Here is a 15,946-nt window from a genome sequence, read left to right as displayed (position 1 = left end):
CTTTCAACTGCGCAGGCCCCGTTACAGCCTAGAGTGGAGTTGTCATGTCCAAACACAATCTCTCCGGTGCGAGAGACCGCCTGCTGGCGGACTTGTCACGTCGCAGATTCGTTACCGGTCTCGCTATCGGCGGGGCTGCCACCGCCGCGGGACTGGCCCGCTGGCCGGCATTTGCCTCGCCGAACCAGGCGGCCGGTGACGTGCCGCAATTGCGCGGATCCGAGTTCGATCTCGCCATCGGCCGTTCACCCGTGAATTTCACCGGTCGCGCCCGCATGGCGACGACCGTCAACGGGTCGTTGCCCGCCCCCATCCTGCGCTGGCGCGAAGGCGACACCGTCACGCTGCGCGTGGCCAATCACCTGCGGAACGCTTCTACCTCGATCCACTGGCACGGCATCATCCTGCCCGCCAACATGGACGGCGTGCCGGGAATGAGCTTCGACGGCATCGCTCCGGGTGAGACCTACACCTACCGCTTCCAGCTCAACCAGGCTGGGACGTACTGGTACCACAGCCACTCCATGTTGCAGGAACAGGCAGGGTTGTACGGCGCGATCATTGTCGAGCCGCGCGAACCCGCCCCCTTCCGCTACGACCGCGAACACGTGGTGCTGTTGTCGGACTGGACCGACATGGATCCGGTCGCCCTCTTCCGCCGCATGAAGAAGATGGCCGAGCACGACAACTACTACAAGCGCACCGTCGGCGACTTCTTGCGTGACGTGGGCGAGGACGGCCTGTCTGCCACACTGCAGGATCGCGGCATGTGGGGGCGCATGCGGATGACGCCCACCGATATTTCCGACGTCAACGCCCACACCTACACCTACCTGATGAATGGTGCGGCCCCGGCGGGCAATTGGACGGGCTTGTTCCGGCCCGGTGAGAAGGTGCTACTGCGTTTCATCAATGGCTCGGCGATGACGTACTTCGACGTGCGCATTCCCGGGTTGAAGATGACAGTGGTGGCAGCAGACGGGCAGTACATCCATCCTGTCACCGTGGATGAGTTCCGGATTGCCGTGGCGGAAACCTTCGACGTGCTGGTGGAGCCCGCCGGCCAGGACGCCTTCACCATCTTTGCGCAGGACATGGGGCGCACTGGCTTTGCCCGGGGTACGTTGGCGGTGCGACAGGGGCTGGAAGCACCGTTGCCGCTACTTGATCCGCGGCCGCTGCTGACGATGGACGACATGGGTCACGGTGGACATGCCGGTCATGGCAAGGGCATGGAAGGTGGCTGTGGCGCTTCCATGAAGGGCATGGAAGGCGGTTGTGGCGCTGCGATGAAGTCAACGGAAGGCAGCTGCGGCGGCGATATGAAGGGCATGGAAGGCGGCTGCGGCGCAGCAATGGCCAGCGCCCCACAGGATCCCCATGCCGGCCACGGCGGCGCGGATGCGCCCACCCCCGGCATGGTGCAACACCCCGCGACGGAGAATGGCAACCCGCTGGTCGACATGCAGACGATGGCGGTCTCGCCGAAGCTGGACGACCCGGGCATCGGCCTGCGCAACAACGGCCGCAAGGTGTTGACCTACGCCGACATGCGCAGCCTGTTCGACGACCCGGACGGTCGTGAGCCCAGTCGCGAAATCGAGCTGCACCTCACGGGCCACATGGAGAAATTCGCGTGGTCGTTCAACGGCCAGAAGTTCATGGATGCGGAACCGCTGCGGCTGAATTACGGCGAGCGCATGCGCATCGTGCTGGTCAACGACACCATGATGACCCACCCGATCCATCTCCACGGACTCTGGAGCGACCTGGAAAACGAGCAGGGTGAGTTCCACCTGCGCAAGCACACGGTGGACATCCCTCCCGGCACCCGACGCAGTTACCGCGTACGCGCCGATGCACTGGGTCGCTGGGCATTCCATTGCCACCTGTTGCTGCACATGGAGGCGGGCATGATGCGCGAGGTGCGCGTGGAGGAAAGCGCATGAATCGCTTCCCTACCCTCACCGTGCTTGCGTTTTCGATTGCGGTGCTGCTCCCGTCCGCCGCGCTGGCGCAGGATCACTCCGGCCACCATGGGCATGCGACCGCGCAGGCCGAAGCCGAGGTCGAACCTGAAGCGCCGGCGAAACCTTCAGATCCGGCCACTCCGCCGACGACCAAACCGGATCCCCATGCGGACCACGCCGCCCATTGGGCCAGCCCGCAGTTGCAAGACGCGCACGCCGGACACGCAGTCCCGCAACAGCACCCGGAGCACTCTGGGCCAGCTCCCATTTCCGATACGCCACTGACCCCGATCCCGCCAGTGACGGATGCTGATCGCGCCGCGGCGTTCCCGCCGTTGCACAAGCACATGGAGCATGCACCTGAGTTCAACTGGTATGTCGGCATCAACCGGCTCGAGGCGTGGGATGCGGATGAAGGCCGTGGTGAGGCGTGGGAGGCCTCCGCATGGTTTGGCACGGACCTCAATCGCTTGTGGCTGCGCAGCGAGGGCGAACGCGTTGATGGCCATACGGAATCGGCCGACATTGAGGTGCTCTACGGTCGCAGCGTCTCTGCCTGGTGGGACGTGGTGGCTGGCATCCGCCAGGAGACACGCCCCGGGCCCTCCCGCAGTTGGGCGGCCTTGGGCATGCAGGGGCTTGCCCCTTACAAGTTCGAGGTCCAGGCCACCACCTATGTGGGCAACGGCGGTCGCGTGGAAGCCAATGTGGAAGCCGAATACGAGCTGCTGCTGACCAATCGGTTGATCCTGCAACCCGTGGTCGAACTCGACTTCGCAGCCAAGGACGACGAGGAGCGCGGCATCGGCAGAGGCCTTTCAAAAGCCGAGGCCGGGTTGCGACTTCGCTATGAGTTCAACCGTCGTTTCGCACCGTACATCGGCGTCGTGCACGAACGTGCCTTTGGTCGCACCGCGGATCTGCGCGAGGCCGATGGCGAACATACCAAGGACACCCGGTTTGTTGCCGGCGTCCGCCTGTGGTTCTGAGGAGATGAACATGCTCAAGCAAAATTCGCGCCTTGGCCTTGTGGTTGCGCTGGCCGCTGGCCTTGGTCTCTCCGGGTGCGTGGACGCGTCGTCGCCGCAAGCCGAAGGTGCCCGGTCCAAGGTTGAGGTCGCCAAGTCCACGTCGGAGGTCAAACCCGTCCAAGCGGTCGGCACTGCCGCCCCCGCGCCCCTGCTGGTGGTCACCAAGAGTGCTACGTGTGGCTGCTGCCACCTGTGGGTGGAACACATGCAGAAGGCCGGCTTCCGGGTGGAAGTCCACGACGTGGAGGACATCAACCTGGTGAAGGAACGCGTCGGCGTGCCCTACGGCAAGGGCTCGTGCCACACCGCCGAAGTGGGCGGCTACTTCGTCGAGGGACACGTGCCCGCGGGAGACGTGAAGCGCCTCCTTGCCGAGAAGCCCGACGCCAAGGGCCTTGCCGTGCCTGGCATGCCCATGGGATCGCCGGGCATGGAAGTGCCGGACGGCCGTGTGCAACCCTACACGGTGGAGCTCGTAGCGCATGATGGCTCCACATCGCCGTTCGCCCGCCACGGGGACTGACGGTCTTTGATTACCGGCGCCGAGAACCTTCCGTTCCGGCGCCGGACTGCGTTGTCCACGGAGGACGCATGAACACGCACGAGCACGGCAAGCATGGCGCATCCCCCCTAGCCCACCGCGGCCCCGAGACCAGTCCGCCCATCGACAGGGTGATGGATCCGGTGTGTGGCATGACAGTGGACCCGGCCGAAACGCCACACCATGCGGAGCACGCGGGTATCGCGTACCACTTCTGCTCGGTGCGCTGCCGCGAAAAGTTCATCGCCAACCCTGCGCAGTACGTGAATCCCAAGCCCGCCGAGCCGGCGACCGACACTGCTGCCGGCACGATATACACCTGCCCGATGCATCCGCAGATCCGCCAGGACCGTCCCGGTACCTGCCCGATCTGCGGCATGGCGTTGGAGCCCGAGATGCCCAATCTCGAGGACGAAGGGAACCCCGAACTGGAGGACTTCAGCCGCCGGTTCTGGTGGACGTTGCCGCTGACCCTCATCGTGTTGGTACTGGCGATGTTCGGCCACCAATTCCACGCGTGGCTGTCCACGGAGGCGCGCACTTGGGTGGAACTGGTGCTCAGCGCGCCGGTCGTCCTGTGGGCCGGCTGGCCGTTCTTCGTGCGTTGCGTGCAATCGATCCGCAATCGCAGCCCCAACATGTGGACGCTGATTGGCATTGGCGTTGCCGCGGCCTTTGGCTACAGCGTCGTGGCTACGATTGCGCCCGACATTTTCCCGGTGTCGTTCCGCGAGCACGGCCGCGTGGGCGTCTATTTCGAAGCTGCGGCCGTGATCATCTCGCTGACCCTGCTGGGCCAGGTACTTGAGCTGCGTGCACGCTCGAAGACCGGTGCGGCGATCCGTGCCCTACTTGGCCTGGCACCCAAGACCGCGCGCGTATTGCGCGACGACGGCACCGAGGAAGACATCGACCTCAGCCACGTGCACGTTGGGGATCGCCTGCGCGTGCGCCCCGGCGAAAAGGTGCCCGTGGACGGCAAGGTGCTGGAAGGCCGCTCCAACGTGGACGAATCCATGCTTACCGGCGAACCGATCCCGGTAGAGAAGAGCGTCGGCACCACGGTAATTGGCGCCACGCTCAACGGCTCGGGCAGCCTGGTCATCCGCGCGGAGAAGGTGGGTTCGGAGACGGTGCTCGCGCAGATCGTGCAGTTGGTGGCACAGGCCCAGCGGTCGCGGGCGCCGATGCAGCGCATGGCCGACAAGGTGGCGTTCTGGTTCGTGCTGGCGGTGTTGGCAGTGGCGGTGGCGACGTTCCTGGCCTGGGGCCTGTTTGGACCGGAGCCGTCGTGGACCTATGCGGTGCTCAACGCGGTGTCGGTACTGATCATTGCGTGCCCGTGCGCGTTGGGTCTGGCCACGCCGATGTCGATCATGGTCGCGACGGGACGCGCCGCACAGGCGGGGGTGTTGTTCCGCGACGCCGAAGCCATCGAGAACTTCCGCCGGATCGATACGCTGATCGTCGACAAGACCGGCACGTTGACCGAAGGCAAGCCGGCGTTCCGCCAAGCCGTTGGGATTGGCAAATACGCAGAAGATGAGGTCCTGCGAATCGCGGCCAGCCTGGACCAGAACAGCGAACATCCATTGGCCGACGCAATCGTAGCCGAGGCCCGTCGTCGCAACCTCGCGCTGGAAACCCCCGAGCACTTTGAGTCGTCTACCGGGATCGGGGTGCGTGGTGTGGTTGGTGGCCGCAAGGTCGTCATCGGCAACAGCGAACTGATGCGTGAGGTAGGCGTGGACCCTGCCCCGCTGCGCGAAGCCGCGGACGCACTGCGCCGTGATGGCGCCAGCGTGATGCTCCTCGCGGTGGATGGTGCGCTTGCGGGCCTCCTCGCCGTGGCCGACCCCATCAAGGCCTCCACTCCGGACGCGATTGCGGCGCTCCATGCCGCGGGCCTGCGAATCGTAATGGCTACCGGCGATGGGGTGGCGACAGCCCAGGCCGTGGCGCGCCAACTCGGCATCGATGAGGTGTACGGCGAGGTGCGCCCACAAGACAAGGTCGAGCTCGTACAGCGCCTCAAGGCTGAGGGACGAAAGGTCGCGATGGCAGGCGACGGCATCAACGACGCCCCGGCGCTGGCGGGGGCCGACATCGGCGTCGCGATGGGTACCGGCACCGACGTCGCCATGTCGAGCGCGCAGGTCACGCTGGTCAAAGGCGACCTGCGCGGCATCGTTCGTGCGCGGACGCTGTCGGAGGCTACCGTGGCCAACATGAAGCAGAACCTGGCCTTCGCATTCCTCTACAACGCGCTGGGCGTGCCCGTGGCCGCCGGACTGCTCTACCCGTTCTTCGGCGTACTGCTCAGCCCGATGATCGCGGCGTTGGCGATGAGCCTGAGCTCGGTCTCAGTGGTGGCCAACGCGCTGCGGCTGGGTCGTACCCGGGTCGAATGAGCGTTCCGCCCAAGCCCCCTACTCCGGTCGCAATGGCGGTCCGAACGTAGCGGCTCAGGCGGGCCGCTCAACCGCAGTCAGTACGGGGGCGAAGCCGCCCCCCGGCGTGCGGAAGTTCGTCGTCTGGCCTTGGTACAGGCGCGCGGCATACAGCAGCGGCCGTCCCTGGTAGGCATAGCAGCGGATGTCCGCTTTCAGGGGTGTTGCGTCGGTGCCCAGGCGTCGCTCACTCGGGGGCACCAGCGACTGGGCGATGTAGGCGCCCGTCGCGATTTCGTCCCACACGCGCCTGGTCAACTTGTCGCCCCGGTAGCTGGCTTTGCTGCCATACCCCGCAGCAGGTTTGAAAAACAGCCGCCGCCGCTGTTCCCACAGCGCTTCGCGATTTTCCGGCGTCACCAGTTGCGTGGTAGGCACCACGGCCTCGAGGACGGCGATGGACGGCTCGTCAATGCCCGCTTCGCGGAGGAATGCACGGTTGCCGAGCAGCGCGAGGTTCCGCTTGTCCGCATATAGCGCATGTGCCCGCGGGTGCGGGGTCAGCACCACGTCGCCTGCCAGATAGGCCTCCCGAAGATGGGAGTGACCCGGCTGCTCAAGCGCGAAGTCGGTGAGGCGGTTGTAGACCATGTCGATGGCCACGTCCCCCATGAGGACACGCCCGTCGCGATGAACCAGATCACCGGGCGCACAAATGAGTGCGCGCAACCCGTGACGGGCAAATAACTGCTTGAACAGCAGGAACTCCGGATACAGGTACTGCGTCTCGGGCGATTCATCCACGATCGCAACCGTCAGCAGCGGGCGATCGCCCCGCTGCAGCCTCCACTCGTTGCGGAAGACCTCCATCACCTGTCGTTCCGCCTGTTCTGCATCCACCGGCGGCACCACCACGTCAGGCATGCACACATCCTGTGCCTGTCCCACCAGTGTATTCAGCAGTGCGCCGCCGGGGTTGGTGTTGATCTCAATGAGCCGAGGACCCTCGGGGGTGAGGTGAAAGTCCAGGCCCAGCAAGCCTCCCGGTGATCCGGGATCGTGCAATGCCACCTTCGGTGCCCACGCCAGTACCGCCTCGCGCCACGCCGGGAGACCGGTCACCGCTTCGATGGCAGTCACAGCCGCTTCCACCTGTACCAGATGCTGCCTGGAGACATAGACGGGCACGGCAGCGAACAGGTGGGGATGGGTTTCCGCCAGGGTTGCGGGCACCCCATGCGCGTCAAGGATTGACGCCAGGGCCGCATGCAGCGCCGAGGGATCGGCGGAGACACAGAAGCAATAGTCGTTGAGCGATTCCATCGACAGCGGATTCGCGCACCGGCTGTCGTAGAAGGATGTTGCGACGGTGGATTTGGTGGTCATGGGGCTGGGCGAAAGTGTTACCACGCCACTTTACTCCGTTATGCGGGTGGGCTTCGTTGGGGGCGTCGGAAATAGCCTCCCCCGGCATACGCCCGACGGGAAATTGACTGCACTGGGTGTGCGAAGCCTGGACCCGGGGCAGAATCGGTCTTGCCCGTCCACAAATTCTGCTTCAATGGAAGCAGCTCCCCGAGGCCTGCCCTTTGAACAGCGAAGCCGACCGCACCAAGCTCCGGGTCATCCGCGCGGGTATCGACACCTACCAGCAGCCGGTCGTCTACATGCACCGCGATTGCGAGGTGTGTCGTTCCGAGGGATTTGCCGCCCTCACCCGCGTCAGCATGCGCATCGACCATCGCGAACTGATCGCCACGCTCAACGTAGTCGTCAGTGACCTGCTCCCGGCTGACGCCGTGGCCCTGTCCGAGGCGGCCTGGAATGCCATCCAGCCAGAGCCTGGCGCCATGGCCACGTTCCACCACCCCGAGCCGCCCCGCTCGGCAGGCGCGCTGCGGGCCAAGGTGTTTGGCCAGCGGCTGGAAGAGTCGGACTACCTGGCGCTGATGCAGGACACCGTGCACAACCGCCTCTCCGACATCGAGCTGGCGGCCTTCGTCACGGCGTGTGCCGGTGAGCGCCTGGATCACGGTGAGACCACGTCGCTCACCCGCGCAATGGTGGCCGTGGGCGACACGCTGGAGTGGGGCGAAGGCGCCGTGCTGGACAAGCACTGCGTCGGTGGACTGCCCGGCAACCGCACCACACCGATTGTAGTCGCCATCGTCGCCTCGCTCGGTTACCTCATACCCAAGACATCGTCGCGTGCCATCACCTCCCCTGCCGGCACCGCCGACACCATGGAGGTCATGGCGCCGGTGGAACTTGACTTGGCGGCGATGCGCCGGGTGGTCGAGCGGGAGGGCGGCTGCGTGGTCTGGGGTGGCAACGTACGTCTCAGCCCCGCGGACGATGTGCTCATCCGCGTGGAACGCCCCCTGGATTTCGACAGCGATGGCCAGCTGGTTGCCAGCATCCTTTCCAAGAAGGTGGCGGCCGGCTCCAACCATGTACTGATCGACATGCCCGTCGGCCCTACCGCCAAGGTGCGCTCGGATGCGGCGGCGGATTCGCTGACCGGGCGGCTGGCCGGTACGGCCGCGGCCCTGGGCCTGCGCGTGGCGGTGAACCGCACCGACGGCCGGCAGCCGGTGGGGTTCGGCATCGGCCCTGCGCTCGAAGCCATGGACGTACTGAAAGTGTTGCGGGGTGATGCTGAGGCGCCGCTGGACCTTCGCGAGCGCGCGATCGCGCTCGCCGGCGACCTGCTGGATCTGGTGCCCGGGAATGTCATAGGCCGCGGGCGCACCTTGGCGGAGCAGTCGCTCGCCTCCGGCCAGGCATTGTCGAAGTTCATGGCCATCTGCGAGGCGCAGGGCGGCTTCACCGAGCCACGGCTGGCGCCGTTCCGTGCTGACGTGCAGGCACCCCGCAGTGGTGTCGTGGTTGCGATCGACAATCGACGACTCTCCAAGGTAGCCAAGCTCGCGGGCGCGCCCGTTTCAGCCACGGCCGGCCTGGTGTCACGACTCCGGATCGGCGACCGCGTTGCGACCGGTGAACATCTCTTTTCCATTTACGCGCAATCCAAGGGCGAGCTGGAATATGCGCTCGATTACGCCCGCGAATGCACCACGATCTTCGATCTGCAGGACATCGAGCCATGAGCGCCGCCGTGCTGCTGCCCTTCCCGCCCCAGCGCGCTCTGGCCGGGGCCATGGCGACCGCAATGTCCGCGTCGATGACGAAGGCAGCCTCCCAGGTCAGCGTGGGACGTCTGGATTGGCGACGCTTCCCCGACGGCGAGTCGCTGGTCGCGATTGAAGACCAGCTGGAGGGGGCCGACGTGGTCATCGTCGCCAGCCTGCACCACCCGGATGAGATGGCACTGGCCCTGCGTTTTGCTGCCGAGACGGCGCGGGAATTCGGTGCGCGTTCGGTCGGGCTGGTGGCCCCGTACTTGGCCTACATGCGACAGGATCTGCGGTTCCACCCCGGTGAAGTCGTCAGTGCCCCGCTGTTCGCGAGTTTCGTGTCGCAGAGCTTCGACTGGCTGGCCACCGTGGACCCCCACCTGCACCGCATCCACGCGTTGGAGGACGTGTACACGATCCCCGCGCACAACGTAGCCGCCGCGCCGGTCATTGCCGAATGGATCCGCCGTGAAGTGCGAGACCCCATGCTGATCGGCCCCGACAGTGAAAGCGAACAGTGGGTCGCGGCCATTGCGGCACTGGCTGGTGCACCGCATCAGGTGCTGGAAAAGAAGCGCCTGGGCGACCGCGACGTGCAGGTCAGCCTGCCCGATGCCGCCCTGGCGCAAGGGCGCACGCCGGTAATCGTGGATGACATCGTGTCATCGGGTCGCACGCTGGTGGAGACTCTTGGCCACCTGCGGCACCTGGGGCTGGCTCCGGCCACGTGCATCGCCACGCACGCGGTGTTTGCCGGAGATGCTTACGCCCAGCTGCAGGTGGCTGGCGCGGCGCGGGTGGTCAGCACGGACACCATTGCGCATCCCTCCAATGCCATCAGCGTGGCCGGCATACTGGCGGAGGCGACCACACGCATACTGGTCCAACGCCATCTCCAGTGAGCCGTCCACGCCGATGTCCCCCGGCCCCCGCTTGTGGCTCATTCGTCCCAGGTCTGTGCCAATCTGACCCGGATCAAGTCCCCGTCCGAAGATGGCGCGACCATCTTCTCCTTCCCCCCTTTGCGGAGATCACGCATGAACCGAGTCGAAGGCAAGACCTGCATCGTGACCGGCGGCGCCGTCGGCATTGGCCATGCCTGCGTGCAGCGGCTGGCGGAGGAAGGGGCCGCGGTGGCCATCTTCGACCGGCTGGATGCCGAGGGTGAAGCCCTCGCCAACGCAATCAACCATGCCGGCGGCAAGGCCCGGTACTGGCACGTGGACGTCACCCGCGAAGCCGACGTGGCCAAGGCAATTACGGAAGTGGCCGACCATTTCGGTGGCGTGGACGTGCTGGTGAACAATGCCGGTATTTCCGGCAGCACCAAGCTGACGCACGAGATCACCGAGGAAGAGTGGGACCAAGTGCAGGCGGTCAACGTAAAGGGCGTGCTGTTCTGCGCCAAGCACGCCATTCCGCACATGAAGCGCGCCGGCGGCGGCAGCATCATCAACCTGTCCTCCATCTACGGTCTGGTGGGTGCGCCCGATGTGCCGGCGTACCACGCATCCAAGGGTGCCGTGAGGCTGATGAGCAAGACCGACGCGATGATCTACGCGCCGGACCGCATCCGGGTGAATTCGGTCCACCCGGGATACATCTGGACCCCCATGGTGGAACACCACCTACAGGCCAGCGGCGCCACCGACCTCGAGGTGGCACGCACCGAGGTCGGCAATCTTCATCCGCTAGGACACATGGGGGATGTCGACGACATCGCCTGGGGCGTGGTGTACCTGGCGTCGGACGAGTCCAAATTCGTCACCGGTTCGGAACTGGTCATCGATGGTGGTTACTCGGCCCGCTGATTCCTGCGCCCGCTCCCTGTCGCAGCAACGAAACGGGGCGCCCATTCGGGCGCCCCGTTTCCACCTCCCCCCACTACACATTCAATGTGAGAACAGCACCGGCAGCTGCGCGCTCTCCAGCAGTTCGCGGGTCGCGCCGCCCAGTGCCCATTCGCGGAAGCGCGAGTGACCGTAACCGCCCGCCACCAGCAGGTCCGCGCCCGAGGTGCGCGCGTGTTCCAGCAGTGTGGCCGCCACCGAGCGCGAACCCCGCTGGAGTTGCACCACGCTTACCTTCAGGCCTTGCCGCGCCAAGTGGTTGGCAATGTCGGCGCCCGGCTGTTCGCCGTCACCGGACTCGCCGCTGCGGGGGTCCACCACGACCACGTCGACCGTGGCGGCACGACGCAGCAGCGGCAGCGCATCGCGCAATGCGCGTGCGGCTTCGGAGGTGGGGCGCCATGCCACCACGGCGTGTCCCGCCGGGAGCGCAGGTTGGCTGGACGGCGGGATCACCAGCACGGGGCCACCCGACTCCATCAGAAGTTCGCCGAAGTACGGGTGGATCATGGCGGCACTGTCCGCATCGCCGGGCGCGGCTCCGCTGATGATGCTCATGTCCGCATAGCGCGCATTGATGGCGGCGGTACGCGGCGGCTCGACGAACAACGATTCGACCACGCGCACCTCGCCCAGCACGCCAGCCGCCTTGAGTTTCTCGCGCCATTTGGCCGCGCGGGTTTCGGACTGGGCGCGCAACTCGTCGTACAGGCTGGCCATCGACGCATCAGGCACCATGCCCCACGGTCCGGGTACTGGCACGGGCAGGTTGACCAGCTCCAGCAAGGCCAGATGGGCGTCTTCCGCCGCTGTCAGGGCCAAGGCTGCAGTCACGGCATTGGCGTCCCCAGGGGTGCCCGTCAGGGGCAGGACGATGTCTTTGATCATGGCCAAGGCTCCAAAGGGGACGCATGCCATTAGCGCGCTGGCACGGGGACGAAACGTTGATCCGGGTCAATTCCCCGCCCATCTCATCGGGTGAGACGGCATTGGCCTACAAACGCGGCCAGCCAATCGGAATCGACCCATGTCCCGCGCCGCTTCCCTGCCCTCTCCCGCCATCGCCGATGCCTTTCCCACCGTCCCGCGGCCGGACGGTCCGCACGATGGGGGGCGTCTGGCCGCTCGGCTGGGCTCGAAGTACGCCAGCCGGATCACCGGGACGCTGCTGGTGCCGGGGCGCGAGGGCGACTACGTGCCCCTTCCTGATGACCTGCCGCCGGCACTGGCCGCCGCACTGGCCAGCCGCGGCGTCACCCGCCTCTACCGCCACCAGGCGATGGCGTGGGAGGCCGTGCAGCGCGGTCAGCACGTGGTCATCGCCACCCCTACGGCCTCGGGAAAGAGTCTGTGCTACACGCTCCCGGTGGTCAGCGCCGCCATGCAGCGACGGGCCAAGGCCTTGTACCTGTTCCCGACCAAGGCGCTGGCGCAGGACCAGGTCGCCGAGCTGATCGAGCTGTCCAAGGCCGGCGACCTCGGGGTCAAGGCCGCCACCTTCGACGGCGACACCCCCGGCGACCAACGCCAGGCCATTCGCCTGGCAGGCGACATCGTGGTCAGCAACCCCGACATGCTGCATCAGGGCATCCTGCCGCACCACACCAAATGGGCACAGTTCTTCGAGAACCTGCAGTACGTGGTGATCGACGAGATCCACAGCTACCGCGGCGTGTTCGGCTCCCATCTGGCCAACGTGCTGCGAAGGCTCAAGCGCGTGTGCGCGTTCTACGGCGCCCACCCGCAGTTCATCCTGTGCTCGGCGACCATCGGCAACCCGCAGGCGCACGCCGAGGCACTGGTGGAAGACGACGTCCATGCCATCACCCAATCCGGGGCGCCCAGCGGCGACAAGCACGTACTGCTGTGGAACCCGCCGGTGGTCAACCCCGACCTCGGCCTGCGTGCCTCCGCCCGCTCGCAGAGCAACCGCATCGCGCGCATGGCGATCAAGGCGCGTCTCAAGACGCTGGTGTTCGCCCAGTCGCGGACCATGGTCGAGGTGCTGACCAAGTACCTCAAGGACGTTTTCGACCATGATCCGCGCAAGCCGGCGCGCATCCGAGCCTACCGCGGCGGCTACCTGCCCACCGAGCGCCGCGAGGCCGAGCGTGCCATGCGCGCGGGTCGTGTGGACGGCATCGTCTCTACCTCGGCGCTGGAGCTGGGCGTGGATATCGGCAGCCTGGACGTCGTGGTGCTCAACGGTTACCCCGGCAGCGTGGCCGCCACCTGGCAGCGTTTTGGTCGTGCCGGCCGTCGCCAGCAGCCGTCGCTGGGCGTGCTGGTCGCCAGCTCCGACCCGCTGGACCAGTACATCGTGCGCAACCCGGAGTTTTTCAGCGGACACACGCCCGAACACGCGCGCATCGCCGCCGACCAGCCGGTGATCCTGCTCGACCACATCCGCTGCGCCGCCTTCGAGTTGCCCTTCCTCAAGGGCGAGCACTTCGGCGGCCGCGACGGTGCCGTGGACCCGCAGGTGTACCTCGAGCTGCTGGCCGAAGACGCCGTCATCCACTTCGAAGGCGACCGCTGGGAGTGGATCGCCGACAGCTACCCCGCCAATGCCGTCAGCCTGCGCTCGGTGGCCGACGGCAACTTCGTCGTGGTCGACCGCACCGACGGCCGCCAGACCATCATCGCCGAGGTCGACTACAGTTCCGCGCCGCTGATGCTGTACGAAGGCGCGATCCACATGGTGCAGTCCACGCCCTACCAAGTGGAGCGACTGGACTGGGAAGGTCGCAAGGCCTACGTCACCCGCACGCATGTGGACTACTACACCGACGCCATCGACTACACCAAGCTGAAAGTGCTTGAGCGCTTTGAAGGCGGCAAGGCCGGCGACGGCAGCAGCCACCACGGTGAAGTGCACGTGGTGCGCCGCGTGGCGGGCTACAAGAAGATCCGCTACTACACCCACGAGAACATCGGCTATGGCCCGGTCAACCTGCCCGACCAGGAGATGCACACCACCGCAGTGTGGTGGCAGCTACCGCAGGCCGTACTGGAGGCGCGGTTCGCTTCACGGCAGGACGCATTGGATGGCTTCCTGGGAGCGGCCTACGCGCTGCATGTCGTCGCCAAGGTAGCGGTGATGGCCGACGGCGCCGACCTGCAGAAGGCCGTGGGCAGCGGCGACGGTGCGTGGTTTGCCAGCGGTGACGGCCGCGGCCGAGGCCAGCTGCGCGGACTCGATGGCAGCCTGACTTCGCCGGACGCGCACGACGCGTTTACTCCCACCGTTTACCTCTACGACAACTACCCCGGCGGCGTCGGCCTGAGCGAGCCGTTATGGCGGCGCCAGCGCGAACTGGTGTCGCGGGCCCGGGAACTGGTGCAGGGCTGCGAATGCCGCGCGGGCTGTCCGGCCTGCGTTGGGCCGGTGCTTGCCGCCGATGAGGCGCTCGTCAACTCGCCAAAGCGCCTGACGCTGGATGTGCTCGACGGGCTGACCTGCGCATGAGCATCAGCCTCGCGAAACTGCAGCAGCTCAAGCGGCAGAGCGGACAGGCTTCGACCGCGCGCGCCGTGGGGTCAGCGCCCCTTCCCTCGCCGGCCCCGGACGCAGAAGCCTCGCTGGAGCGACTGCGGCAGCTGCTGCGGGTGCGCACCCCGCGGCCTGCGCTTGTTGCGGCCTCACGCGACCGCGAACTCCCCGGCGAGGAAATCGCCCCCGGCCTGCGCCTGGTCGAGCGTGTTCAGCGTTGCCAGCCAATGCCTGTGTGGCTGGACGGAAGCTTCGACCGCAAGGAGCCCCTCAGCGCCCGCGACCTGCTCTTCTTCGACACCGAGACCACGGGCCTGGCCGGCGGCACGGGCACTCGCGCCTTCATGATCGGCGCCGCCGACTGGGTGGAAGGCGGACTGCGCGTGCGCCAGCTGTACCTCACCGCCATGGCCGGCGAGAACGCCATGCTCGACGTCTTCGCCACGTGGCTGCGCGCGGATACCACGCTGGTCAGCTACAACGGCAAGTGCTACGACGCGCCACTACTGGCCACCCGCTACCGGCTGGCACGCCGCCCCAACCCGCTGGCCGGTCTCCAGCATGTGGACCTGCTGTTCCCCAGCCGCCGCCGTTGGCGTGGTGTGTGGGAGAACTGCCGATTGGCGACCATCGAGCGTGAGGTCCTGCGCGTCGTGCGCGAGGACGACCTGCCAGGCGCCGAAGCGCCCGCCGCCTGGCTGGAGTACCTGCGCGGGGGATCGGCGGACAAACTGCGGCGGGTGGCCGCCCACAACCATCAGGACGTGGTGTCGCTCTCGCGGCTGGTGAGTGTGTTGGCCCTCACGTCCTGCACCAGCGCGGACTAGCGATCGATGTACAGCGTGCTCGACCTGCCATAACGAAGGAACGCGCTCTCCGCCGGGCTGGCGATGATGTTGGGGCCGCCATCCAGCGTCACCACACCTGACGTGGTTGCGGGACGCGACGAACCTACGGTTCGCGTGAACCGCATGCCGTCGGCTGATGAGGATCGGTCGGTGAACGAGCTCTTCTCCACGATTCCATCTCCGCTCCATCGAACGTCGAGCGCCACCTGCCCGGAGAACTGCGAGCAGATATTGTCACCGCAGTGCTCACCAAAAACCGGCACTGTTGCGGATAGCCTTGCCTGCGACAGTCCGGGGTTTGGCGAGAACGCGACGTCAACATCAGTGTAGCCGCGCCAGGACGTATGGGCGTCTGTGCACTCATTCACATTGAAATACGAGATCTCTGCAGTATTGAACGAAGTAGTACCACCGCCGGGAGAAGTTGCCTCCTCGACGAACAAGAAGAGCGCAGTCGTTACGCAGGTGTCGGCGCTGGTCTGAATCCAGAAACCGTTCGCGCCGTGTCCCACCGTGGTGTACTGCTCTGCCATCACGTCAATGGGAAACGCCAATGCGAGTGGCACGAGGATTGCGCCAGCGAGGGGGCTGTGCCATTTCATGTCGCGCTCCTGGCTTGATCCGTTTCAATAACAACGGAACGACACGCCGCTTGCGGTCATGCTGGCATTTTTCGCTGACCGGCA

The 15,946-nt window shown here is 66.2% G+C and carries 12 protein-coding genes; 9 read left to right on the top strand and 3 right to left on the bottom strand.

The features are described 5' to 3' along the window. Positions 1 to 44 precede the first annotated feature (44 nt). The 4 genes from AC3ARF_RS07645 (at position 45) to AC3ARF_RS07630 (ending at position 5,953) form a co-directional block, all read left to right on the top strand. Positions 45 to 1,949 (top strand): copper resistance system multicopper oxidase, encoded by a 1,905-nt coding sequence (locus AC3ARF_RS07645; protein WP_498926702.1) that lies wholly within the window; start codon positions 45 to 47, stop codon positions 1,947 to 1,949. Beyond that, positions 1,946 to 2,959, top strand: coding sequence for a copper resistance protein B (locus AC3ARF_RS07640; RefSeq protein WP_498926700.1), 1,014 nt, complete (start codon positions 1,946 to 1,948; stop codon positions 2,957 to 2,959). Before AC3ARF_RS07645 ends, AC3ARF_RS07640 begins: the two co-directional genes overlap by 4 nt. A 10-nt stretch (positions 2,960 to 2,969) precedes the next feature. Next, positions 2,970 to 3,524: a DUF411 domain-containing protein gene (locus tag AC3ARF_RS07635; RefSeq protein WP_498926698.1), complete on the top strand. Its 555-nt coding sequence runs from the start codon at positions 2,970 to 2,972 to the stop codon at positions 3,522 to 3,524. Between the two features lie 68 nt (positions 3,525 to 3,592). After that, positions 3,593 to 5,953, top strand: a complete 2,361-nt coding sequence (locus tag AC3ARF_RS07630; protein ID WP_498926696.1) for a heavy metal translocating P-type ATPase — start codon at positions 3,593 to 3,595, stop codon at positions 5,951 to 5,953. 54 nt (positions 5,954 to 6,007) lie between these two features. Here the strand turns inward: AC3ARF_RS07630 and AC3ARF_RS07625 are convergent, their stop codons facing one another. After that, positions 6,008 to 7,318, bottom strand: a complete 1,311-nt coding sequence (locus AC3ARF_RS07625) for a hypothetical protein (protein WP_498926695.1) — start codon at positions 7,316 to 7,318, stop codon at positions 6,008 to 6,010. A 203-nt stretch (positions 7,319 to 7,521) separates the two neighbouring features. On the opposite strand from AC3ARF_RS07625, the gene AC3ARF_RS07620 reads away from it, so the two are divergent. From AC3ARF_RS07620 to AC3ARF_RS07610, 3 genes are all read left to right on the top strand, one after another. Then, entirely contained in the window at positions 7,522 to 9,042 is a 1,521-nt protein-coding gene (locus tag AC3ARF_RS07620) for a thymidine phosphorylase family protein (RefSeq protein ID WP_498926693.1), read from the top strand. Then, on the top strand, positions 9,039 to 9,971 hold the full coding sequence (locus AC3ARF_RS07615) for a ribose-phosphate diphosphokinase (protein ID WP_498926691.1): 933 nt from the start codon (positions 9,039 to 9,041) through the stop codon (positions 9,969 to 9,971). The genes AC3ARF_RS07620 and AC3ARF_RS07615 overlap by 4 nt, the downstream gene beginning before the upstream one ends. A gap of 135 nt (positions 9,972 to 10,106) precedes the next feature. Continuing rightward, positions 10,107 to 10,880, top strand: a complete 774-nt coding sequence (locus AC3ARF_RS07610; RefSeq protein ID WP_498926689.1) for an SDR family NAD(P)-dependent oxidoreductase — start codon at positions 10,107 to 10,109, stop codon at positions 10,878 to 10,880. Between the two features lie 81 nt (positions 10,881 to 10,961). Here the strand turns inward: AC3ARF_RS07610 and AC3ARF_RS07605 are convergent, their stop codons facing one another. Beyond that, complete coding sequence (locus AC3ARF_RS07605) at positions 10,962 to 11,807, bottom strand: universal stress protein (RefSeq protein WP_498926687.1); 846 nt, start codon at positions 11,805 to 11,807, stop codon at positions 10,962 to 10,964. Positions 11,808 to 11,964: 157 nt separating this feature from the next. On the opposite strand from AC3ARF_RS07605, the gene AC3ARF_RS07600 reads away from it, so the two are divergent. Continuing rightward, a complete protein-coding gene (locus AC3ARF_RS07600) occupies positions 11,965 to 14,388 on the top strand; it encodes a DEAD/DEAH box helicase (protein WP_498931801.1) in 2,424 nt (807 codons plus the stop codon). Beyond that, complete coding sequence (locus tag AC3ARF_RS07595) at positions 14,385 to 15,239, top strand: ribonuclease H-like domain-containing protein (protein WP_498926685.1); 855 nt, start codon at positions 14,385 to 14,387, stop codon at positions 15,237 to 15,239. Before AC3ARF_RS07600 ends, AC3ARF_RS07595 begins: the two co-directional genes overlap by 4 nt. On the opposite strand, the gene AC3ARF_RS07590 is transcribed toward AC3ARF_RS07595, so the two are convergent. Then, positions 15,236 to 15,862 (bottom strand): hypothetical protein, encoded by a 627-nt coding sequence (locus tag AC3ARF_RS07590; RefSeq protein ID WP_498926683.1) that lies wholly within the window; start codon positions 15,860 to 15,862, stop codon positions 15,236 to 15,238. The two genes, AC3ARF_RS07595 and AC3ARF_RS07590, sit on opposite strands and share 4 nt — an antisense overlap. Positions 15,863 to 15,946 lie beyond the last annotated feature (84 nt).

The sequence above is a fragment of the Lysobacter sp. KACC 24251 genome, assembly GCF_057747755.1.
Note: the sequence above shows the minus strand (reverse complement) of the source record. Positions and strands in the feature narration are given on the sequence as shown.